Here is a 23,416-nt window from a genome sequence, read left to right on the forward strand (position 1 = left end):
AATGAATGTATGTAGAATTTCCTGAAAAAAGATATTATAAAATAGGAGAAGTTTCTAAAGCATTTGGGGTAAATGTATCCTTAATTCGGTTTTGGGAACAAGAATTTGAGGTTATCAAACCTAAAAAAAATGCTAAAGGAAATAGATTATTTACCAAAGAGGATATCGAAAACTTTAAATTGATATACAATTTAGTAAAAGAAAGAGGATTTACATTAGAAGGTGCCAAAAAAAAACTAAAGAGAAATCCTGAAGATGTAATTCGAAATCATGAAATTATTAGTAAATTAGAAGCCGTAAAAGCCGTTTTACTAAACATAAAAAATCAACTATAAAAATTAATTATCTAAATAATTTAAAATAAAATAAAAATCAAAACATGAAAAAATTTATACCTATAATTATAATCGTTTTAATTGCTTTCTCAATATATAAATGGGCAGTAGGATTTCAAAATACCGCCGTAGAATATCAAGAAAATGCAAAAACAGCATGGTCAAATGTAGAAAGCTCGTATCAACGAAGAAATGATTTAATCGGAAACTTAGTAAAAACAGTACAAGGAGCTGCCGATTTTGAAAAAAGTACCTTAATCGGAGTTATTGAAGCTAGAGCTAAAGCAACTTCTGTAAATATCAACGCAGGAGATTTAACGCCTGAAAACATGGCGCAATTTCAAAAAGCACAAGCAGGATTAAGTGGTGCTTTATCTAAATTATTAGTGTCTGTAGAGCGCTATCCTGATATCAAAGCAAATAAAAATTTCTTAGAATTACAAAGTCAATTAGAAGGTACCGAAAATAGAATTAATGTCGCTCGTGATCGTTTTAATGAAAGCGTAAATATCTACAATAAATTGATTAAGAAATTTCCGAGTTCTTTATTAGCTGGTATTTTTAATTTTGATGAAATGAATCGTTATAAATCGGATGCAGGTTCTGAAAATGCACCAAATATCAATTTTGATTTCAATAAAAAATAAGATATCTAAAATATAAAAACATGTCTAAAGTAGAAGATTTTTTGACACTTCAAGAAGAACAAGAAATTATTGCTGCTATTCAAATTGCAGAGAAAAATACTTCTGGTGAAATTCGAGTTCATATCGAAGCATCTGCTAATAAAGATGCTTTTCAGCGTGCATTAGAAGTATTTGAACTGCTCAAAATGTTTGATACCAAAGCCCAAAATGCTGTGTTATTTTACGTGGCGGTAAATGATAAAAAATTTGTGGTTTATGGCGATAAAGGAATCGATAAAGTAGTGCCTGAAAACTTTTGGGATACTACAAAAAATACCATGAAAGCACATTTTATAAAAGGAGCTTTTAAGCAAGGAATTGTTGCTGGTATTTTAACCGCAGGAGAAGAATTAAAAGTTCATTTTCCTTGGCAAACTGATGATGAAAATGAATTATCTAACGAAATATCTAAAGGATAAAAAAAGTTTGAAGAACACGACACGTATTTTATTTTTTATTCTTGGACTCTTTTTTATTCAAGCAACATTTTCTCAAGGATTTAAAATCCCTGAAAAACCGAAATTTGAAACAAGTGTTTACGATTATATTGGCTTACTTTCTGCAGAACAAAAATCTCGCTTAGAAGATAAGTTAATTCAATATTCTGATACTACATCAACACAAATAGTTATTGCTATTATCAATTCTACCCAAGGAGAGAATATTAATTATTTAACTGCAAATTGGGGCGAGAAATGGGGGATTGGACAGGCAAAAGAAGATAATGGTGTCTTAATTTTATTAGCACAACAAGACCGTAAAATATCGATTCAAGCAGGAAAAGGAACAGAACATTTATTAACCGATTTTGCTTCTAAAAGAATTATTGAAAGAGCAATTATTCCCGAATTTAAACGCGGCGATTATTATGCAGGTTTAGATAGGGGAGCGGATGCTGTTTTTAAAACCTTACAAGGAGAATATTCAGGAACTCGTAAAAAATCCGACCAATTTGATCCAAGTTTTATCATCTTTATCATTATTCTTGTGGTGTTTTTTATCATCATCTCAAGAGGAAATAAAAATAGTGGCGGTCGTGATGGGAACGATAATGGTTCGAATAAAAGAAATATTGCAGGTAGTATTTTGGAAACCATTATTTTAAGCAGTGCAGGTCGTGGTGGTTTTGGCGGTGGCGGAAGCTTTGGAGGAGGTTCTTCTGGAGGCGGAGGTTTCGGTGGAGGCTTTGGCGGTGGTAGCTTTGGTGGTGGTGGTGCATCAGGAGATTGGTAAATTAAACTTTTTAGCATAATATTCACCTAACAATTTAAACAACTACATCTTTTACTTTTGCTTGATAACAAAACAAATTAATAAAAATTAATTAAAGCAAAAATTAACGTAAAAGATGGCAACAAATATTAAAAGGAGAAATTTTTTAAAAAATACTCTTTTAGCAAGTGGAGGAATACTTTTGGCAACCAATTTTATCAGTTGTAATGATGATGACGAAATAACAAATCCTATTCCTGATAATTTATCCGAAGAAAATTTTAAAGAAGGTGTCGCAAGTTTTGATCCTACAAATTCTCAAGTAATTATCTGGACACGATATACAACCGATAAATCTTCCGTAGCAATCACTTGGCAAGTAGCAACAGATATCAAATTTAAAAATATTGTACGTCAATCCGAAGTAATTACAGATGCTTCTAGAGATTATACAATCGCTATCGAAGTAAAAGAATTAGCCGAAAATCAAAAATTATATTACCGTTTTATCAATATAAAAGATAAAACAACTTCTGTAATCGGCGAAACATTAACTTTCGGAACGAAAACTTCTGATGTGAAATTAGCCGTAACTTCTTGTGCAAATTATGCCTACGGATATTTTAATGTCTATGAAGCAATTAACAAATCGGAGGCTGAAGTTGTCGTGCATTTAGGCGATTATATCTACGAATATGGCGAAAATACGTACGGCTCATTTAGAACGCCAAATCCAAAAGGTGAAATAATTTCTTTAGATGATTATAGAACTCGTTATCGCCAATATCGTTCGGATAATAAATTAAAAGAGTTGCATCAAAAGAAACCATTTATCTGTATTTGGGACGATCATGAAGTTGCAAACGATTCGTATAAAGATGGTGCTGAAAATCATCAAGAAAACGAAGGAAGTTACACCGTTCGAAAAAATAGTGCGTTACAAGCATACAGCGAATATTTACCAAATACGACTAATATTGTTGATAATGCTATCATTTATAGAAATCTGAAAATAGGAAATTTAGCCGATTTAATTTTATTAGATACTCGAATTATAGGACGAGAAAAGCAGTTAAATTATGCAGATTTCTACACTTCAAAAGGAGAATTTGATATTCCTAGTTTTCAAAAAGAATGGCTGAATCCAAATAGAACGATGTTAGGAACTACGCAAAAAACATGGGTTACGAATCAAATAAAAACATCAAATGCGAGTTGGCAAATTATTGGGCAACAAGTTTTGATGGGGAAAATGTTAATGCCCGCAGAATTATTACCGATTTTAGCACGTGTTTCGGCAGAAGCTGAAACGAAAGGTGGCGCATCGGCGGAAACTTTTGGTGCTTTTCAAAAAGCAATTACCGAATTGGTTATTATCAAAACAAGATTTTTGAAAAAAGATCCAAGTTTAACGCCTCAAGAAATAGCCAGAATAAAAACTGTTTTACCTTATAATTTAGATGCTTGGGACGGTTATTTTATGGAAAGAGAAGCACTTTTAGCAAGTTTCAAAAACAAAAAAGTAGTTGTTTTAGCAGGCGATACGCATAATGCTTGGCAAAGTGATTTAACCAATGCAAATGGAGATAAAGTAGGCGTAGAATTAGCGACAAGTTCGGTGTCATCACCAGGATTAGAAAAATATTTAGGCGAAGGAGCATTACAACTCGAAAAAGCATTACAACTTTTAGTCGATGATTTAAAGTATAGCGATTTCTCACAAAGAGGTTTTATGGAATTACATATAAATCAAGCATCGGTAGTTTCGAATTGGAAATATGTAAGTACTGTAATTAGCGAAACCTATACCACAAAAACAGGACACAGTGTAACGGTTTAAAATCAGTCTATTAAATATCAAAAATATTAAAATCATATAAAATAGTTCCTTGAAATTTATTTTGAGGAACTATTTTATTTTAAATATTTTTTGAAGCAATTTCCCGCTTTCCGCACTCGCTCTTTTTTTGAAAAAAATCAAAAAAAGGAGCTCAAACAAAGCTTCAATCGGGGCTAGGGGTATTTGCAAATTATTGAAATTATGCAAAAAAACAAGTTACTTCTCTAAAAAATAAAATCGTATCATTGTGTTTAATAACAGTGTGTTTTTATGAAAAAATTAATAGGATGTCTTCTTTTTATTTTACTAAGTAACTGTAAAAATTATGGCGAATTAAAGCTTCAATATAATTTACCTAAAAAATTAGCAGAAGTTTCAGGAATCGAAAAAATAAACAATAGTAATTTACTTTGGATGCATAATGATAGTGGTAATAAAGCCGTTATTTATGGTGTTGATTCAAAAGGAAAAATCATTAGAGAAATCGCTATCAATGCCAAAAATAATGATTGGGAAGATATGACATCCGATGAAAAAGGAAACTTATATATTGCCGATTTTGGAAATAATGATAACACTCGGAAAAACTTAAAAATACTTAAAATTAAGCATCAAGATTTAGTAGAAAAAGAAGCTGTTGATGTCGATAAAATTAAGTTTTCGTATGCTTCTCAAACAAAATTTCCTCCTAAAAAGAAACATCGTTTTTTTGATGCTGAAAGCTTATTATATAATGACGGATTTTTATATTTTTTCACCAAAAGTAGGGTTAAAAATAACTACGGAAAAACAACTTTGTATAAAATTCCTGCCCAAAAAGGAACACATATAGCACAGCGTATTTCAAGTTTTGAAACTTGTAATGATTTATCTTGTTCGATAACTGCTAGTGCGATTGCTCCTAATGGAAAAAAAATGGCGTTATTAAATCATCAATCGGTTTTTATTTTTAGTGATTTTAAAAAAGATGATTTCTTTTCAGGAAAAATTCAGGAATTTCCCTTAGGTTTTGTTTCGCAAAAAGAAAGCATCACTTTTAAAGATCATAATACGTTGTATATTGCTGATGAAAAAGCACATGGAAAAGGTGGGAAATTATATGAGTTTTCGCTTAAATAAATGCAACTAAAAGCAGTATCCAGCCGATAACTAATAACAAACCGCCAAGAGGTGTAATTGGTCCTAAAAATGACATTTTTTTTCCTTTGGCATCGGATAAAACTAATCCGTAAATACTAAATGAAAAAAGAAAAGTTCCGATAATAAAAGCAAAACTCATCAAGGTATTTGCTGTTGAATTTAATATTGAATTTGACGTTGAAAAATAATTCCCTATAAACAATAAAACAAGGGCGTGATACATTTGATATTTTACGCCTGTTTCAAACGATTTTAATTGTTCTTCGGATAAAATTTTCTTTAAAGCGTGTGCGCCAAAAGCTCCAAAAATTACGGCTAATCCGCCAAATAAAGCGCCTGATATTACTACTATTTGTTGTGTTATCATTTTAAAAAATTAAGAGAATAAAATATTAAAAATTAAAGCCCATTGCAAAAGACCATTGCAAACCATCTTGGCTATGAAATGTAGCTATATTTGCGGTTATCATGTTTGTCATATTAAAGAAAATTCCGCCACCGATCGAGGTTTTTATATCCTGTGAACTAAGCTCATTAAGCCATACTTTTCCATAATCAAAACCAGCATAAATACCAAGATGTAAAGGTAGTATACTTGTCTTTAATTTCTTTATGTTTACTCGAATATCGGTACTATGATATGCCGAGTTTTTACTTGTAAATCGTTCGTTTCTGTATCCTCGTAATCCGTTATTTGCCCCTAGATTTGCTCCTTGATAAAAGGCAAAAGTATCCCCAAAAATAAAATGACTTTTCACTTTGGTTGCCAATACTACTTGACCGCTCGGAATTAGTTTATAATCAAAAGAAATCGCAGGAATTAGATAACTAAAATTATTGTTCTCATTTATAGTATTCAGATTTGCTGTATAACCAATTCGAAATAACATTTTCATTCCCATGGTTGTAAAAGCTTTGTTATCCGTGTTTTCAAATTCGTAACTGGCTTCGGCATTCACAAAGTTTTGACGCTTAAAAGTAACTGATTCTAAAGGTGTTGTAATAAAACGATGGTTTGTTTTATCTATTTTAAAGGATTGAAAATTAATGCCTAATTTTACTTCGGCTTCTAAATCGCCTTTCCAATGTAGGGCAGTTCCTGTTATAAATTTCTTTATTTTTACTCGATTATAATTTTTATCTTTAAGGTTATTTGCTTCTAAATTGATGGAATTATTCCCAAATCCGAAGAAATTAATAGCGTAATTTGGGCTTGTATATAAGGCGTTTACACTTACATTCCAATTGCCAATAACATTGGCAAATTCGCTGGAATAGTTTAGTTCAAAACCATCAGTAGCAAAATAATAAGCACCTGAAATTTTATGTTGTGAGGTAAACGGATTTCGTTCAAAACCGTTGATAGTATACGTATTTGAAAAGCCTATTTTTACACGGTCATCAGGGTTCATTCCGATAACGGGTTTGAGAACATTTGCGTTATTTTTCAGCTTTTTATAATTGTACGTATTTGTTTGATAATCGTCCGTTAATTTTTTGTGAATATTCCTGCTATTCTTGGTCGTAAAGGTATTTTTGGTTGATTTATGATCGTATATTGTAACTTTTTTAGTGTTTAAAATCGTGTATTTATCATTGTTTTGTCCTCCGATAATTCGCAGTTTAATCAAATGATTTCCGGTACCTTTTACCATAAAAACATCATCATCTGCCAAGCCATAAATCCATAATTCTTTTGTTTGTTTTTTATCATAAATTCTTTGATGAAAAATCGTTGCTTTTTTTCCTTTTTTGATGCGATACGCTGTTACTTTGGTGCGTCCGTTTGGCAATCGAATGATATCAAACCAATCGTCTTTTACAGTTCCTTTAATTACTTGAAATTTATTGATATGTTTAAAATAAGCATCGGATATTTTCTGCAAATTTTTTCTTCTTCCAATTAGTTTTCGTTTGATTTCTTGGGTATTTTTTCCTTGAATTTCTTTTGGGAAATTTTCAAAAGCGTTGTCGATAATTTCATCGGTAATATTATTGGTAATATGTTTTACTTGTGCGTCCCAAATGCTTTTATCAGATTTATTAATTAGTGCCATATCCAACGGATATGGTTCTAAATTAAACCATTTTGGGCTTTTTAAGGTTTCTTTATAGGGTTTCATTAATCGCAAAGCGGGAATAATTCTAGTAGCGATACTTAACAAAAATCCATCACCCATAATTGAAAAAGCTTGGTCTCTATCTCTTGGAACTGGGCGATAAATAGTACGTTTATTTTCTTTGAAAACAGCCCATCGCCATTGATCTTCATGTCTATCCCAATCACCGATTAGCATGTCAAATAAACGTGCTTTTATGTAAGCAGATTCGTCTAATTGATGTTTTTCATTTTTTGATAGATTGCTTAATAAATCATCGGTACTAATTATTTCATTTGAAAATCCAAAGCTACTTTTATCCTGATGTCCTGAAGAAGCTCGTTCTTCAATCATGTATAATTCATTGCCGAAATCGGCATTAAAAGTACCTAAGACATGTTGTTTTGGAACGTAATATAAAACAGGATTTGCGTGATAAATTCCCACGGCATCGCTTAAAGTTCCGATAACAAATGGGGCGTAAGGATGCGCACCTGTAAAGGCATCGAGCAGTAAATTCTCGGTGTAGGTATCGTTAAATTGTCCATCTAAATAATAGTCTTTAAAGGCAACGGCTTGTAAGTATTGCACGGCATTTTTTCGCAAAGCACGCATTACATATTCTCGTCCTTTTTTATCTTTTAATCGCAATGATTTTGATTGATTTCCGCCTCCTTTTCGAACGGGTTTTAATCCGCCAAAAAGCGTGTCTAAATTTACGGTAGGTGCGGTTATTTTTGTGCCAAAATCTTTTCGATAACGTTTTCCCCAAAAATATTCAAATACTTTTGTTTTTTCAACTTCCTTATCGGTGTAAATACTTGCTTTTTTTTGAGTGATATTTCGATGCGGATACGTAGTAAAATTCTTTTTTTTATCCGCAGGAAAAATAGCTGTTTGATATACTTTTTTAGCTTCTTTTTCTGAATAAAAATGAACTTCTGAACTTCCATCAGTATAAATATCTAATTGTGCAAAACCTTGACTTGCATAGGTAAATTTTGCTCCACCTGCCAATTTGGTTGGCGTAGTTTTAGAACCTGAACCACTAATAATTTGAACAATATTATTTTGTTCAATATATTGTAAACTGTGTTCATGCCCAGAGATAAAAATGGTTTTTTCATTTTCTTGAGCCAGTGTTACCAGATGCTTTTTAAGTTCATTATATTTTTTATTTTGCAAATCGGTATTGGTAATTCCTGTTGTTTTTCGTAGGATATTTTTTAGCGTTCCAAGAACAGGAAGTGGTTTTAAATGACTTTTAAAAGAATAATAACCGCCATGAGAACCGTTGGTAAATAACGGGTGATGTATGGCAATTAGGGTTGTTTTTCCGTTGGATTTTTTGAGCAAACTTTTAAATTCTTCTAAAAATTTGGCTCTTGTTTTGATGTTGCAATTATCATTTATTTTAGGATGTTTATTCCAATTTGTTACATACCAATGCGAATCAACAATAATTAAAACAACTTTTTTACTGATAGTTACTTTTTTTAAAGGACAGCCATTCTCGGGGAGAAAAGTGTTTTTTCCTAAGGCTTTTTCGACTAATTTTTCTTCTCTTTTTAAGCCTTCTAAACCGTTGTACCAATCATGATTTCCTGGGATAAAAATAGTATTACCTGCAAATTTTTCAGCAATATCGGTTTGTACTTTAATTCGATGTTTTGCTAACGGATATTTTTTAGAATTTTCGGGAGGAATACCAGTTTCATACACATTATCACCTAAAAAAAGCAAGGTTGAATTTTTAGGAGCTGTGCGAATATGTTTATTTAAATATTTTAATGCAGGCGATATTTTTCCTAAATCAGAATTTCCAGCATCGCCAATTAAATAAAAAGTATGGGCTATTTTTTTATCAGAATTTGGGTTGTTTTTTTCTTTTTTAAGATTTTTTACGGTATTTTTATCGGCATATTGAGCTTTGTACGTTGCACAATTATTGAACAGCGTACTTATAATCACCAGAAAAAAGAATACTAAATATCTAAAATTTCCCCTAAAATTCATCTCTCTTTAATTAGGCTGTAAAAATACTTTATATTCTTTTAATTCAGATGAAAAACACTCTTTTTAAGAACTACAACTTAATGCAGAACATCCAATTTTATTACGAGCCCATTCTGGACGTTTTGCAAACCATTTTTCATGCTTTGGTTGCTCATCATATGGCTTTTTTAATAACTCATATAATTCATCAATTAAATTATAATCACCTTTATTGGCAGCATCAATAGCTAATTGTGCCATATAATTTCGCAATACATATTTCGGATTTACAGCATTCATTTTTTCTTTTCTTACTGAATCAGATAAAGTTTCTAGTTCTAATCTTTTTAAATAACGCTCAAACCAATCTTGCCAATGATTTTTTATTTCATCTTTAACTTCGATAATCGTATAAAATGCGATTTTTATTTTATCGAAAGCAGTTTCAAAAGTATCATCCGAAGAAATTAAGGCTAAATTTCTAAAGAAAAGCGTCATGTCGGTTTCTGTTAATTGTAAAGTTTCTTCTAAGCGTCCAATTAATTCATAATCGTTAGTATCTTCAGAAAATAAACCAATTTTCGATTTCATCATTTCTAAATATTTCTTTTGATAAATATCAGAATATTCATCTAAAATTTCTTGTAAAGGCGGTGCTTCTTCGATAAGTGGAAACAAGGCATTTGCTAATTGAAATAAATTCCAAACACCAATTTGTGATTGATTTCCAAAGCGGTATCGCTTGTGTTGATTGTCGGTTGTATTTGGTGTCCAGCCAGCATCGTAGCCTTCTAACCATCCGTAAGGACCGTAATCGATGGTTAATCCGAGGATAGACATATTGTCGGTATTCATAACGCCATGAACAAAACCAATACGTTGCCAATGAACAATCATTTCAATAGTTCGATTTCTTATTTCGGTTAAAAAATCAAGATATTTTTGTTTTCCTTCGGATGTAATTTCAGGATAAAAATGAGTAATCGTATAATCTGCTAATGTTTTTAAAGCAGGATAATTTTTTCTAGATGATAAAATTTCAAAACTTCCAAAACGAATAAAACTTGGAGCTAAGCGGCTTACAATTGCACCTTTTTCATAGGCTGCATTTCCGTTGTATAACATATCTCGCAACACATTATCGCCCGATAAACTTAACGATAAAGCTCTAGTTGTTGGAACGCCCAAATGAAACATTGCTTCGCTACATAAATATTCTCTGACCGATGAGCGTAAAACGGCCAAACCATCGGCAGTTCTTGAATATGGAGTTTCTCCAGCACCTTTTAATTGTATTGCCCAACGTTTATTATTGTGTACAACTTCGGTTAAATTGATAGCTCTACCATCGCCTAATTGTCCTGCCCAATTTCCAAACTGATGCCCGCCATAACACATCGCAAATGGATGCGTGTTTTCTAAGACTTTATTTCCTGTAAAAATCTGTAAAAACTCTTCTGATTTAGCATCTTTTTCAGTTAATCCAATAGCAGTTAACATTTCTTTTGAAACATGAAGTAACTTCGGATTTGCTGTTTTTTTAGGTTCAACAAACGAAAAACAAGCATCTAAAACTTGTCTTCGGGTGTTTTCTAAAATTTTATCAGCAGGTAATTCTTTTGTAAAAGTATTTTGAATGTTAAGCTTCATTATTTTTTGGATAAATGGATTGACAAAATTACGGTAAATTACTTTAATTTATGAGCATGTAATTTTCGAAGTGTTGCTAATTTTGGCGAAATAACAAAACTACAATACCCTAGTGTTTGGTTTTGTCTGTAATAATTTTGATGAGCTATTTCTGCTTCGTAAAAAATAGCATATGGACTAACTTCTGTAACAATTTTATCTTCATAAAAAGGAGCAACTTCAGTTAAAACAATTTCTGAAATTTCTTTTTGCGATTCGTTATGATAAAAAATTACAGAACGATATGCTGTTCCTTTATCCGCTCCTTGCTGATTTAAGGTTGTCGGATTGTGAGTTGTCATAAAAATAATTAAAATATCTTGATATGAAATAATATTTGCATCAAAAGTAAGTTGAATTACTTCGGCATGTCCTGTTAATCCGCTACAAACTTCTCTATATGTTGGGTGTCCTGGTACGTTTCCGCCAGCATAACCAGAAACCACTTTTTCAATACCTTTTACTTCCTGAAAAACTGCTTCTGTGCACCAAAAACATCCACCGCCTAAGGTGGCTATTTGTAAATTTTGATTAGTCATTAAATTGAATTATTTTAATTTTTATTTAAAATCATTGATTCCGAATTGATGCAATATCTTAAACCACTAGGCTGAGGACCATCAGGAAAAACGTGTCCTAAATGTGCATCACAACTGTTGCATAAAACTTCTACTCGTACCATTCCCAAAGTACTATCTCTATGATATTTAATGGCATTTTCGGCAATTGGTTGGGTAAAACTAGGCCATCCTGAGCTTGAATCAAATTTAATAGTAGAATCAAATAAAGGCGTATCGCAACAAGTACAATTGTATTTTCCTTCATCATAAGTAGTACATAATTCTCCAGAAAAAGGACGTTCCGTTCCTTTTAAACGGGTAATTCTGAATTGTTCATCTGTTAATAATTCTTTCCATTGAGTTTCAGTTTTTTCAACTCTTTTTATTGGTGTTGGATTGCCATTTACAGCAAAATGAATGATTTTTTTCCAAGTAAGTATCATTGTCTTTTTAATTTAAACGAAAGATAGTTAATAATTATGGGTAATAAAATTCAAAAAAGTATCTGTAATTTTGTAAAAAAAAATCTGATGGAAAAATTAGTACTTAAAGTAGAGAATTATGTAATCAGTCTTTTAAATGAAAAATTACCTGCTTCCTTTTTATATCATAATATATTTCACACACAAAGGGTGGTGGAGAAAACAAAAATATTAATTGAAGAATTAAAAATTGATGCAAAAGACGCTACTAATTTGCTGTTATCGGCATGGTTTCATGATACTGGCTATATTTTTTCCATTGAAAATCATGAAGAAGAAAGTGTTCAAATAGCATCGGATTTTTTGAAAAAACAGGCCGTTTCAGCTGAGCTTATTTCGGAAGTTTCGAGATTGATTTTGGCTACAAAAATAGGTGCAATCGCTACTGATGAACTACAAAAAATAATGAAAGATGCCGATTGTGCACATTTAGGAAGTAAAAATTTCAGTAATTATACTTCTTTATTGCGAAAGGAGTGGGAATTAACCAAAAATGAGGTCGTTTCTGATGACGTTTGGAATGCTGGAAATATTGAATTTTTATCTAATTTTCGATTTCAGACAACTTTTGCGATTAAAAATTGGGGTAAAATAGCGCATAAAAATTTAGCTGAATTATTAATATATCAACAAAAAACAGCACATAAAAAAGTACAAAAAGCACCCGAAAGAGGCGTAGAAACAATGTTTCGGGTCGCCCTTCGAAATCATATAACTTTAAGTGATATCGCCGATACAAAGGCAAATATTTTGTTATCGGTAAATGCTATTATAATTTCGATGACCTTATCAACATTAATTCCGAAACTCGATAATCCGACCAATCATTATTTAATAATTCCGTCATTAATTTTCGTTTTATTTACCGTGGCATCTATTATTTTATCGATAATGGCAACCCGCCCAAATGTAACGCAAGGGAAATTTACTAAAGAAGACGTAGCAAATAAAAAAGTAAATTTATTGTTTTTTGGGAATTTTCATCAAATGAATTTGCCCGATTTTGAATGGGCAATGCAAGAAATGATGCAAGATCGTGATTATTTATACGGTTCGCTTACCAAAGATTTGTACTTTTTAGGCTTGGTTTTAAACCGAAAATACAAATTATTGCGCGTAACCTACACCGTTTTTATGATTGGAATTATTGTAAGTGTACTCGCTTTTGCAGTGGCTTTTAAAATACAAGACATGGCAAGTATTTTATAATTTTATAAAATTATGAATTATTTATTTTTAGGATTTAAACTGCTTGGTTAATTCATCCATCGTGATGGTTTTTTCACTGTTAAAATCATCTTGATAAATGACCGTAACACGTAACGCTTTTAAACCAGAAACACCTTGTAAGTCTTCTAATTCAAGGTTTTCTACGTTGCCTACTAATTTTTTAGATTGCAAGTAATTAATATATTTTAAATATTCTTTAGCTTCTTTATCTTGCGAATATACAATGGCAATTTTTCCAGGAATGGTAAGGCGTTTTTTGGTATTTTTGAGATGTACTTTATCAATTCTTTTTTTGATGATTTCATAGCGAATATTGTATGCACCATCTACGTCGAATTGTTTTTCATCCATTCTAAATTTTATGGATAAGGGCGTACTATGCACCAAAATTAACGATGCCACTTGTAGGTCGTGTTCCATCGATTTTCTAGCAATATTAGCTACATTTTCCATCTCGCACATTGTTTGTAATTGCCATAACCGAAGATTGTACAAATAGACTTCATCAAAGGTTTTATCTTTGGTTAAAGACTGCCCGATATACATATTATATTCGACGCCATCGGTTTTATAACGCTCAAAATAATGCGGAAACATTGCTTGTGCATCTTCTTGTTTCGCATCAATAAATTTGGCTAATTTATCATTTAAAAAAGTAACACTTTGCTCGTATGCTTTTCGTTTTTCATAGACGACATGCAAATTACTATCAATTCGATTCATGTACCTATTTATGGTAGTTTCCAAGCTGTTGTTATTGCTTTTGATGTGTTTAAAAACAGGATAAATCTCTCGTTTTAAAAAATCTAAAATTCCAATTTCATCGCCTGTTTTTAAGCCGTTGATAACGTTGTTTAAATATACTTCCACACGAAACATCAGCTCTTTATAAATGGGTAATTTCTCTAATATATAGGCTTTTTTAAGTACATAAATAGCCATGTTAAGTTGTGTTATTAAATCTTCTTTAATGGCTTCATTTCTAGCGAAAGAGGAACCTTTTATGTCCGATTGTCCGTATAACGGATATACATTTTTAAAGATTATTTGTTCTATTTTTAAGTTTTCTTTTTTGCTATAAATTCCTGCTTGATATTGTTCTGCGGCTTCATAAAATTTCCATTTTACAGTAGGATGTAGGGCAGTATAATGTTCTTGTATGGTTGCTTCTAGGACGTTTAAATATTCTTCGGATGAACGATTTATAGCGGCTTTAAAAACAGGAATAATATCTTTTAATTTTTGTTGATTTACCGAATTTAACTCATAGGCTCTTGGTGATGCGATTTCTAACAAAGCTAAATCATTATTGCTACTTGCTTTGATGGGAATCAACAAAATGCTACCAATATTTTGATTTTTTAATCTTTTTGAAAATTCATTATATTCAGAGCCTCTTCCATAATTTTCCGTATCAGATATGGCTATAATTTCTTGTTTTTCAAAAACTTGAGAAATTACATGATTACAAAAAAAACTATTACAGGCTATTTTTTTTTCATTATTAGGAAAAAGAAGACTTTCTGATTTTTTAATACGTGTGGTTTGTAACGAAAGTGTAGCGGTATCAAAAATAGAAAATCCTACTTTTAAATCTTTAATATTATAAAATTCACTTAAATCTTTGCGTAGTTTTTCGATAATTGTTCCGTTATCTTTTTCAAGCAAGGTGGTTCTTATGGATGAAATATTTTCATCGCTAGTAACATCAAACAAATTCATGATTCCAAATCCTTTAAAAATATAGCTGTTTGGCGGAAATTTTTCTTTCCAAATAGCAATATCTTCATAATTATTTAAGAGAATTTTAATGTCTTCTTTAGTGATTTTTGGTGCATTTTCAGTGGGTATAATTTCCATGAAATCGGCATTAAAAGCCACCCGATAATGTTTTATAATATTTAATGTTTTATCAGGAATATCAAAAAAAAATGGACGTTTTAAATCGATATTATATTGATAAACAGTATTTAAAATAAAAGTACATGCCATGATGTACATTTTATCATTTTCAAAATTTCGCACTTTAAATTGATATTCATCTCCTGCATTTTTAAGAATATCTTCGAGTCTTTTTGTAAATTTAAAAGAGGTAAATGAAAAAGGAATTGTGGCTACTTTAATTTCATTTAAGGTAAGCATTTCTGGAAATAATGTTTCTAGTAAAACATCGATAATCGCTTCGTGTTTTTTTAATAATGAAACATCAGAAAAACCATTAATAAGTTCAGGATATTTAGCAACTTCTTTTAAAATGATAGTTGCCGAGGCATTAAAAGGGTGTTTTTTGGCAGTATCACTGGCATACTGCTTAAGCATATTATATATTTTCTGAAAACTAATATGTAATTGTAGTGGTAATTCAGGATTTTTAAAGGCGTTTAATTTTCTAATTTTCATAAAATGATGATTAATCTACTACAAATTTACAAAAATCCAGACAACGTATGGGCAGACCTGTGTGTCTGCCCTATATATTGTGTGTCTGTGCCAAATGTTTAACAAGTTCTTTTAAAAGAATTGTCGTTGTTTATTTCTGTCTGAAATAAATAATAATTGGTACACCATTAAAATTATAATGTTGACGTAATTGATTTTCTAAATAACGTCTGTACGGATCTCTTACATACTGCGGTAAATTGGCGAAAAACGCAAATTGTGGCGTGTAAGTAGGTAACTGCATACAGTATTTAATTTTGATATACTTTCCTTTAATTGCAGGTGGCGGATTTTGTTCTAAAATTTCTAACATCGTTTCATTCAATTTACTTGTTTGAATACGGCGTTTTCTATTTTCAAAAACTTCTACGGCAGTTTCGATGGCTTTAAAAATACGTTGTTTTGTTAAAACGGATGTAAATACGATAGGCACATCAGTAAAAGGGGCAATTTTTCTTCGGATTTGTGCTTCAAAATCACGCATGGTATTGGTTTCTTTTTCAACCAAATCCCATTTGTTTACTAAAATAACGACACCTTTTTTATTTTTTTCAGCAAGCCAAAATATTTTTTCATCTTGTCCTTCAAAATCACGAGTTGCATCGACTACTAAAACGGCAACATCACAATGTTCGATTGCACGAACGGCACGCATTACAGAATAAAATTCTAAATCTTCTTTTACTTTTGATTTTTTACGAATCCCAGCAGTATCTACTAAGTTAAATTCAAAACCAAAACGATTGTATTTTGTATCAATAGAATCACGTGTTGTACCTGCAATATTGGTTACAATATTTCTATCTTCACCGATTAAAGCGTTGATAAACGACGATTTTCCAGCATTTGGACGTCCTACAATAGCAAAACGAGGAAGTTCATTTTCTTCTTCTTCTTCTTCAACAGGAATTTCTTCAGCAACGGCATCTAATAATTCACCTGTTCCACTACCATTTATTGAAGAAATAGTGTGATATCCTCCTAAACCAAGGTTATAGAATTCAACGGCATCTGCATCACGCATTGCATTATCTACCTTGTTAACAGCCATAATAATAGGCTTTTTAACTTGGCGTAAAATTTTGGCAACTTCAGCATCCATCGGTGTAATTCCTTGTTCCACATCAACAACAAAAATAATGATGTCAGCTTCTTCAATGGCTAATTGTACTTGTTTGCGTATTTCTTCTTCAAAAATATCATCAGAACCGACAACATATCCACCAGTATCAATTACCGAAAATTCCTTTCCGTTCCATTCTGATTTCCCGTAGTGTCTATCTCTTGTAACTCCACTTACAGAATCAACAATAGCTTCACGGCGTTGCACTAAACGGTTAAATAACGTGGATTTACCTACATTTGGTCTTCCAACAATGGCTACAATACTACTCATTTATACTAAAATTTGTGCAAAGATACAACTTAGGGAATTAAGTTTTGATGGAATTTTAAAGAGTATCGTATTTTTAGTACATTGTGGCACAATTACTTTTAAACGCTCTTATATATTATGAATGATAAATTATACAATCAAATTTTTTTAAAACCAAGATTTCAGTTTGATTTTGAGATGAATTCACAGGATTTATTAAATAATATAAAAGCGCATTTATTAGATGATAAACGTTATAAAATGGCAATTATAGATGCTCATATAATTATTGATGTTCCGATAAAAGATGCGCATCTTTGGTCGCCACAATTATCATTGGAAGTAGCGGAATTGACAAAAACAAGGTCAAAAATAAAAGGATTATTTGGTCCAAAACCACAAATTTGGACTTTTTTTATGTTCATACATTTTGTGGTTGCATCGGCTTTTTTAATTTCTAGCGTGATGGCGTATAGCAATTGGTCGTTAAAAAACGGGTCGATATTTCCTATTGTGATGTTGGTTGTTTTGCCAATTGTTTGGGTATTGCTATATCTTGTAGGCGCAATGGGGAAGTCTATCGGGAAAAAGCAAATGGATGAATTAAAAGAGTTTACACAAGATTTATTAATTAAAATAAATTAAGCGCTTGTTTAAATTTCATCTGAAAAAATATGGTGTCAAAAAATGATGCCAAGGATTTTTTAACCCCTTGCTTTATTGTTATTTTGACGTTACAAATTTTTTTTGATTAAAATTTAAATATATTTTTAATCTTTGTAACCGAAACGTTTTAATTGTCGGTCGTTGGAACGCCAATTTTTATTGACTTTTACGTATAATTCTAAAAACACTTTTTTATCAAAAAAGATTTCTAAATCTTTACGCGCTTCTGTTCCTACACGTTTTATCGCCATTCCTTTATGTCCGATAATAATTCCTTTTTGGGTATCGCGTTCTACCATAATTACGGCACGGATTTTTATAATATTTTCTTCTTCGAAAAACTCTTCGGTTTCCACTTCAATAGCATATGGAATTTCTTTTTTATAGTGTGTTAATATTTTTTCACGAATTTTTTCATTGACAAAAAAGCGTTCAGGTTTGTCGGTTAATTGATCTTTCGGATAAAAAGCGGGCGCTTCAGGAAGTAATTCTATAATTTTAGTAAAAACGGAATCCACATTAAATTTCTCTAAAGCTGAAATTACATATACAAAAGCATTTGGCACTTTATTTTTCCAGTACTCAATTTTTTCTTCTACTTCATCTTGTGATGATTTGTCAATTTTATTTAATAATAAAATCACAGGAATTTCACTATGAATAATTCGCTTAAAAAAAGCTTCATTTTTGAGTTCTTTCTCACCAACTTCGACCATATAAATCAGTACATCGGCATCATCAAAAGCTGATTTTACAAAATCCATCATTGAATTTTGTAGTTCATAAGCGGGTTTTATAATTCCAGGAGTATCGGAAAAAATAACTTGATGATTTTCATCATTTACGATTCCTAAAATACGGTGTCTGGTGGTTTGTGCTTTAGCGGTAATTATTGATAATTTTTCACCAACTAATGCGTTCATTAAGGTTGATTTCCCAACATTTGGGTTTCCGATGATGTTTACAAATCCTGCTTTATGTGTCATAGGGCAAAGATAAGCTGTTTAAATTAAAAATTAATTTTTTTATAGTACTGTTATTGTAGTAGTTAAGAAATTTTTTATTTAAAAGTTAATTTTATTAGGTTAGCTAGTATAAAAGAACGTATATTTGCACTCGAAATCGCGGGATAGAGCAGTAGGTAGCTCGTCGGGCTCATAACCCGAAGGTCACTGGTTCGAGTCCAGTTCCCGCTACTATTTTACCTAAAACTCCTTACAAATTGTAAGGAGTTTTTTATTTTATATTATTTTTTCCCAAATTTGATCAACATTTAAATAAAAGCTTCCTAATGAGTTAAAGTCACATTCTTCAGGAGCTATTATCGAAAGAAAAGACTCTCCATTTTCTCTTTTATAAAGATGGTATATTTGTCCAATAATTGGCTCAAAAGTAAATTTTGCTTCAAAAATGATTTTATTATATTCAAAATCTTGCATCATTTTATCATATTCGGCTTTTAGTTCTAAATATTTAGTAGCTACTTTATGATTTATTTTATTGATACTTCTATTTTTCCAAGCAATTGTATCGGTTGTTGTAATAACGGGTGCACCTACAGAGGTTGCGTAAGGTTTTAGTGAAGCGTCATATTTTTGAGTAGTTGTATTAAAAACTACGTTATCTGGTTTTTTATCTTCTGTCATTTTATTGAAATGGTTTAGCTCAGTTCTTCAATTTTTTTAAGAATTTCGTTTGCTTCAAAACTTTTTTGGTCGCTCATTTTTCTATTTGTTGTTGATAAGCTGTGCGCTTCTTTGAGTAATTTTTCATACTGAATTTGAAGTTTTTCTTTGGGTGTTTTGCTTTTAAATATTCCGAACATTTTTTGTAGTATTTATCGTTGTCATAAGTTATCGATAGATAAGCCTAGACAATTTTTCGGATAAAGATAGTAAATGTTTAACTATTTCAGCTTTAAGTTAAACAAAATATTGAGTTAAATTTTAAATAGATTTTTATTTTTGATGTTAATTCTTTAGAAGTTCTCTTTCTACATACATGAATTTCAGTCAATTTTATACAAAAAGATAACAAATTATTAAGATTAATTTTAACCTTAATAATTTAGAGCCTGTTTAAAAATTAAATAAAAACCAAATTCTCGTCATTCTGAATTTATTTCAGAATCGCATAAAGAGAAGAACTATGGCAAATCAGGATGCGAAACTGAAATAAATTCAGTTTGACGGATTCGATTTTCTGTTTTCATGCTATAAAACTTTTTTTTGATGAAATTTAAACAGGCTCTTAAAATATAATAATAATGATATTTTGATGTTTTTTTGATAAAAAAGTGTATCTTTGCCATTCAAATCGCGGGATAGAGCAGTAGGTAGCTCGTCGGGCTCATAACCCGAAGGTCACTGGTTCGAGTCCAGTTCCCGCTACTATTTTTATCTAAAACTCCTTACAAATTGTAAGGAGTTTTTTGTTTTTAATCATTAAAAGTGTCTTTTTATTTTTTAAGATTCTAAATTATCAGAAAAACTTCAAAAGACTTTAAAAATCATATTTTTTATGCGCATCTAAGCGAATAAAAATAAATAAAAGTACCGTAAATCCCCATAAAGACGAGCCTCCGTAGCTAAAAAATGGTAGTGGAATTCCAATAGTTGGTAATAAACCGATAACCATTCCAATATTTACAATAATATGAAAAAAGATAATAGAAGCAATGCCATAACCATATATTCTTCCAAATTTATTAGTTTGATTTTCAGCTAAATAAATAATTCGATATAGTAAAAACATAAACAAAATAATAACAAAAGTACTGCCTAAAAAACCCCATTCTTCGCCAACGGTACTATAAATATAATCAGTTTCTTGCTCTGGAACAAATTTACCTTGTGTTCTATCGCCTTGTAAAAAACCTTTGCCTAGAAAACCTCCAGAACTAATTGTTAATTCAGATTGGTACGTGTTATATCCTTTATTTTTAAGGTCGGTTGTTTTCCCTAAAAGAATGTCAAATCTATCTTTTTGATGCGGTTCTAACACGTTTTCATACGTATAACCGATACCGTAAATAAATAAAGTCGTAAATAAATATAACGATATAACTTTTAATGTATTGAATCGAAAAAAGCGTTTATCTTTATAAAGTCCGTAAAAAACTCCTAAAGTTATCAGAAATAAACAACTAAAAAGAATCCAATTTGCACCAAAATAGATTGTCAGAATAAATAAAATAATTGAAACAGTTCCAAAAACAATATAATTTAAGGTTAAGCCTTCTCTATTTAAAACAAAAAAGAATGAAAAATAAATTAAAACAGATCCCATATCAGGTTGTAACGCAATAAAAAAAGCAGGTAAAAAGATAAGTACAAAAGCTTTTAATTGATTTTTAAGTAACTTAAAATTATACTTTCTATCACTAATTAATTTGGCAAGCGCTAGTGCTGTAAATGCTTTTGAAAACTCGGAAGGTTGTAAGCCGATACCTCCAAAATTATACCAAGAAGTTGCGCCGTTAATTTTTTTTCCGAAGATAAAAACTCCTGCCAATAACACTAAAGAAAGCACGTATAATACGCTGGCAAATCGTTCATAAAATTTTGAATTAAAAAATAGAATCAGAATTATTAATGGAATACTGAGTCCTATAAAAATAAATTGTTTGCCATATTTTGTTGAAAAATCAAAAATAGCTCTACTATCTTCTGTTGATGATGAGGCATAAATATTCATCCATCCGAAGCCTACAAGCACTACGTATAGTAGCACAAGTAACCAGTCGATGCCTTCAAAAATATTATTTCGTTCCTGTCGCAAGGGTATCGTTCTTTTTAATTAATTTATCGTATTCTTTTTGAAGACTCATGTTAATCATGCGTTGTTCGAGATGTTTATTGGTAATTGAACCTCTTAAGTATTTTTCAATTAATAAACTAGTTACTGGACCTGCTATTGTAGAACCATATCCACCATTTTCAACAAAAATTGCGATGGCTATTTTTGGATCATCTTTTGGGGCAAAAGCAATAAATATTGAATGGTCTTTTGCTTGTACTTTTTTACCATCCACCATTTTGGTTTTATTCTCGGAAGTTCCTGTTTTTCCACAAATTTCAATATCTTTTACTTGATATCTTCTTGCAGTTCCTTTGGTGAACACTTCGTGCATTGCTTCAATGGCAATTGGAAAATGTTTTGGGTCTATAGTCGTATTTCTTTTGATAGTATATGTGGTGTCTATAATTGCTTTATTATTAATTTTTTTAACGATATGAGGTGTATGAAAATAGCCTTTATTTGCAATAGCGGCGGTCATATTGGCTAATTGCATTGGCGTGGTTAATATTTCTCCTTGTCCAATCGCATTTGAAATTGTATAGGTAGATCGCCATCTGTTTTTATACCATTTATTATAAAATTCAGCATTAGGAACCATACCTTTTCTTCCAACGGGTAAATCATATCCTAGAAAATTTCCTAAGCCAAAACTTTCCACATGTTTGTTCCAAGTATCCATTCCTTCTTTTGGGTCGCCCGATTTATCAATAATTTTCTTATAGATGGTTGCAAAATAACTGTTACACGATTTTGCAATGGCTGTTTTTAAGTGAATCGGTCTTCCTGTGATACCACAATGACATCCCATAAATTGGCTTTTACCTGAACCATATCGGTATCCGTGATGGCAATACACACCAAAATTTTCATCAATAACTTCTTCCTGTAACCCGATTAAACCGTTGAGTATTTTAAAGGGGGAACCAGGCGGATACATGGCTTGTAATCCTCTATCAAAAGTGGGCATATTAACGGTATCGTTAAATAATTTGACAGAATTTGGCGAGCGTTTTCTTCCTACTAATAAATTTGGATCGTAAGAAGGAGCGGTTACAAGTGCCAATATTTCACCAGTTTTCGGTTCGATAGCTACAATACCACCTCTTTTTCCTGTCATTAATAATTCTCCGTATGCTTGAAGTTCACTATCAATAGTTAATGTTAGATCTTTTCCTGTAACGGCAAGGGTATCATATTTTCCATCTTTATAAGAACCTGTAATTTTATTTAGATTATTTCTTTTGAAAAATTTCCGACCTTTAACACCTCGAAGTACAGTTTCATATTGTTTTTCAACGCCAAGTTTTCCTATTAATTCTCCTTGTTCGTAATAATTATTTGTTTTTGCTTTTTGTTCATTTACCTCAGCAATAAATCCTAGAATATTAGCCCCAATTTTAATAGGATATTCTCTAATAATCCGCTTTTGAATATAAAAGCCTTTGTATTTTGGTAGTTTTTCTTGCAGATACGCAAAATCTTCTTTCGCCAATTGTTTTAAAAATACAGATGGCAACCAGCGTGCAAAATTTTCAGCTTTTTTATAGCGTTTTTTAAAACTTTTTTTATCGATTTTTAACAGCTTACAAAATTCTAAGGTATCGAGCGGCGTTACATTTTTAGGAATTATCATCACATCGTACGATAATTGATTGGCAACTAGTAGTTTATTATTTCTGTCATATACATATCCACGTTCAGGATAATCATATTCAATTTTAATGGCAGAACTCTGTATTGGATTAGGATTTACTCCACGAATAATTTGTAATTGAAATAATCGACCAATATAAATTAATCCAACAAGGGTAATTAAAAAGAGTAATAAAAAGCTTCGTTTCATGTAGTATTTGACCTTGTTTTATCT

At 31.2% G+C, this 23,416-nt stretch carries 21 protein-coding genes and 2 tRNA genes; 10 read left to right on the top strand and 13 right to left on the bottom strand.

Annotated features, from left to right (window positions below; genetic code table 11):
* Nucleotides 1-5: 5 nt before the first annotated feature.
* From L0U72_RS04815 to L0U72_RS04840, 6 genes are all read left to right on the top strand, one after another.
* Nucleotides 6-335: a MerR family transcriptional regulator gene (locus tag L0U72_RS04815; protein ID WP_101917714.1), complete on the top strand. Its 330-nt coding sequence runs from the start codon at nt 6-8 to the stop codon at nt 333-335.
* A 44-nt stretch (nt 336-379) separates the two neighbouring features.
* Nucleotides 380-982 (top strand): LemA family protein, encoded by a 603-nt coding sequence (locus L0U72_RS04820; RefSeq protein ID WP_101917713.1) that lies wholly within the window; start codon nt 380-382, stop codon nt 980-982.
* Between the two features lie 20 nt (nt 983-1,002).
* Nucleotides 1,003-1,440: a TPM domain-containing protein gene (locus L0U72_RS04825; RefSeq protein WP_101917712.1), complete on the top strand. Its 438-nt coding sequence runs from the start codon at nt 1,003-1,005 to the stop codon at nt 1,438-1,440.
* The gene (locus tag L0U72_RS04830) at nt 1,409-2,254 is read left to right on the top strand and encodes a TPM domain-containing protein (RefSeq protein ID WP_394801450.1); all 846 of its coding nucleotides are present in this window, start codon (nt 1,409-1,411) and stop codon (nt 2,252-2,254) included. The genes L0U72_RS04825 and L0U72_RS04830 overlap by 32 nt, the downstream gene beginning before the upstream one ends.
* Nucleotides 2,255-2,369: 115 nt before the next feature.
* The gene (locus tag L0U72_RS04835; RefSeq protein ID WP_233897866.1) at nt 2,370-4,073 is read left to right on the top strand and encodes an alkaline phosphatase D family protein; all 1,704 of its coding nucleotides are present in this window, start codon (nt 2,370-2,372) and stop codon (nt 4,071-4,073) included.
* Between the two features lie 270 nt (nt 4,074-4,343).
* The gene (locus L0U72_RS04840) at nt 4,344-5,192 is read left to right on the top strand and encodes an NHL repeat-containing protein (RefSeq protein ID WP_233898557.1); all 849 of its coding nucleotides are present in this window, start codon (nt 4,344-4,346) and stop codon (nt 5,190-5,192) included.
* Here the strand turns inward: L0U72_RS04840 and L0U72_RS04845 are convergent.
* The 5 genes from L0U72_RS04845 to msrB form a co-directional block, all read right to left on the bottom strand.
* A complete protein-coding gene (locus tag L0U72_RS04845; protein ID WP_101917709.1) occupies nt 5,185-5,580 on the bottom strand; it encodes a DUF423 domain-containing protein in 396 nt (131 codons plus the stop codon). The two genes, L0U72_RS04840 and L0U72_RS04845, sit on opposite strands and share 8 nt — an antisense overlap.
* A gap of 25 nt (nt 5,581-5,605) precedes the next feature.
* A complete protein-coding gene (locus L0U72_RS04850) occupies nt 5,606-9,328 on the bottom strand; it encodes a metallophosphoesterase (protein WP_233898558.1) in 3,723 nt (1,240 codons plus the stop codon).
* A 63-nt stretch (nt 9,329-9,391) separates the two neighbouring features.
* Nucleotides 9,392-10,957: a protein adenylyltransferase SelO gene (locus L0U72_RS04855; RefSeq protein WP_233898559.1), complete on the bottom strand. Its 1,566-nt coding sequence runs from the start codon at nt 10,955-10,957 to the stop codon at nt 9,392-9,394.
* Nucleotides 10,958-10,995: 38 nt separating this feature from the next.
* On the bottom strand, nt 10,996-11,535 hold the full coding sequence (msrA, locus tag L0U72_RS04860) for a peptide-methionine (S)-S-oxide reductase MsrA (protein WP_233898560.1): 540 nt from the start codon (nt 11,533-11,535) through the stop codon (nt 10,996-10,998).
* A 14-nt stretch (nt 11,536-11,549) separates the two neighbouring features.
* Entirely contained in the window at nt 11,550-11,996 is a 447-nt protein-coding gene (msrB, locus tag L0U72_RS04865; RefSeq protein ID WP_233898680.1) for a peptide-methionine (R)-S-oxide reductase MsrB, read from the bottom strand.
* Nucleotides 11,997-12,086: 90 nt separating this feature from the next.
* On the opposite strand from msrB, the gene L0U72_RS04870 reads away from it, so the two are divergent.
* Nucleotides 12,087-13,247 (top strand): Pycsar system effector family protein, encoded by a 1,161-nt coding sequence (locus L0U72_RS04870; protein ID WP_101917702.1) that lies wholly within the window; start codon nt 12,087-12,089, stop codon nt 13,245-13,247.
* 27 nt (nt 13,248-13,274) lie between these two features.
* Here the strand turns inward: L0U72_RS04870 and L0U72_RS04875 are convergent, their stop codons facing one another.
* Complete coding sequence (locus L0U72_RS04875) at nt 13,275-15,668, bottom strand: GAF domain-containing protein (protein WP_233898561.1); 2,394 nt, start codon at nt 15,666-15,668, stop codon at nt 13,275-13,277.
* Nucleotides 15,669-15,798: 130 nt separating this feature from the next.
* Entirely contained in the window at nt 15,799-17,103 is a 1,305-nt protein-coding gene (gene der, locus L0U72_RS04880; protein ID WP_233884476.1) for a ribosome biogenesis GTPase Der, read from the bottom strand.
* Between the two features lie 117 nt (nt 17,104-17,220).
* Between der and L0U72_RS04885 the strand changes: the two genes are divergently transcribed.
* Complete coding sequence (locus L0U72_RS04885) at nt 17,221-17,727, top strand: GTP-binding protein (protein WP_101917698.1); 507 nt, start codon at nt 17,221-17,223, stop codon at nt 17,725-17,727.
* A 125-nt stretch (nt 17,728-17,852) separates the two neighbouring features.
* Here the strand turns inward: L0U72_RS04885 and era are convergent, their stop codons facing one another.
* Entirely contained in the window at nt 17,853-18,734 is an 882-nt protein-coding gene (gene era, locus L0U72_RS04890) for a GTPase Era (protein WP_233884472.1), read from the bottom strand.
* Between the two features lie 137 nt (nt 18,735-18,871).
* On the opposite strand from era, the gene L0U72_RS04895 reads away from it, so the two are divergent.
* Nucleotides 18,872-18,944 (top strand) — tRNA-Met (locus L0U72_RS04895).
* Nucleotides 18,945-18,989: 45 nt separating this feature from the next.
* Here the strand turns inward: L0U72_RS04895 and L0U72_RS04900 are convergent.
* The 3 genes from L0U72_RS04900 to L0U72_RS04910 all read right to left on the bottom strand — a co-directional run bounded on the left by L0U72_RS04900 (nt 18,990) and on the right by L0U72_RS04910 (nt 20,059).
* Entirely contained in the window at nt 18,990-19,394 is a 405-nt protein-coding gene (locus L0U72_RS04900; protein ID WP_233884471.1) for a DUF2452 domain-containing protein, read from the bottom strand.
* A 14-nt stretch (nt 19,395-19,408) separates the two neighbouring features.
* Nucleotides 19,409-19,573 carry a Lacal_2735 family protein gene (locus L0U72_RS04905; RefSeq protein ID WP_145993225.1) on the bottom strand — a complete coding sequence of 55 codons (165 nt, stop codon included), beginning with the start codon at nt 19,571-19,573 and terminating at the stop codon, nt 19,409-19,411.
* A gap of 321 nt (nt 19,574-19,894) precedes the next feature.
* Nucleotides 19,895-20,059 carry a hypothetical protein gene (locus L0U72_RS04910; RefSeq protein ID WP_233898562.1) on the bottom strand — a complete coding sequence of 55 codons (165 nt, stop codon included), beginning with the start codon at nt 20,057-20,059 and terminating at the stop codon, nt 19,895-19,897.
* A gap of 6 nt (nt 20,060-20,065) precedes the next feature.
* Here L0U72_RS04910 and L0U72_RS04915 point away from each other — a divergent pair.
* A tRNA-Met gene (locus L0U72_RS04915) sits at nt 20,066-20,138 on the top strand.
* Nucleotides 20,139-20,250: 112 nt separating this feature from the next.
* On the opposite strand, the gene rodA is transcribed toward L0U72_RS04915, so the two are convergent.
* Both rodA and mrdA read right to left on the bottom strand, forming a co-directional pair.
* The gene (gene rodA / locus L0U72_RS04920) at nt 20,251-21,528 is read right to left on the bottom strand and encodes a rod shape-determining protein RodA (protein ID WP_233898563.1); all 1,278 of its coding nucleotides are present in this window, start codon (nt 21,526-21,528) and stop codon (nt 20,251-20,253) included.
* The gene (gene mrdA / locus L0U72_RS04925) at nt 21,509-23,392 is read right to left on the bottom strand and encodes a penicillin-binding protein 2 (protein WP_233898564.1); all 1,884 of its coding nucleotides are present in this window, start codon (nt 23,390-23,392) and stop codon (nt 21,509-21,511) included. Before mrdA ends, rodA begins: the two co-directional genes overlap by 20 nt.
* Between the last annotated feature and the right edge of the window lie 24 nt (nt 23,393-23,416).

Source organism: Tenacibaculum piscium, assembly GCF_021390755.1.
Taxonomy (GTDB): Bacteria; Bacteroidota; Bacteroidia; order Flavobacteriales; family Flavobacteriaceae; genus Polaribacter; species Polaribacter piscius.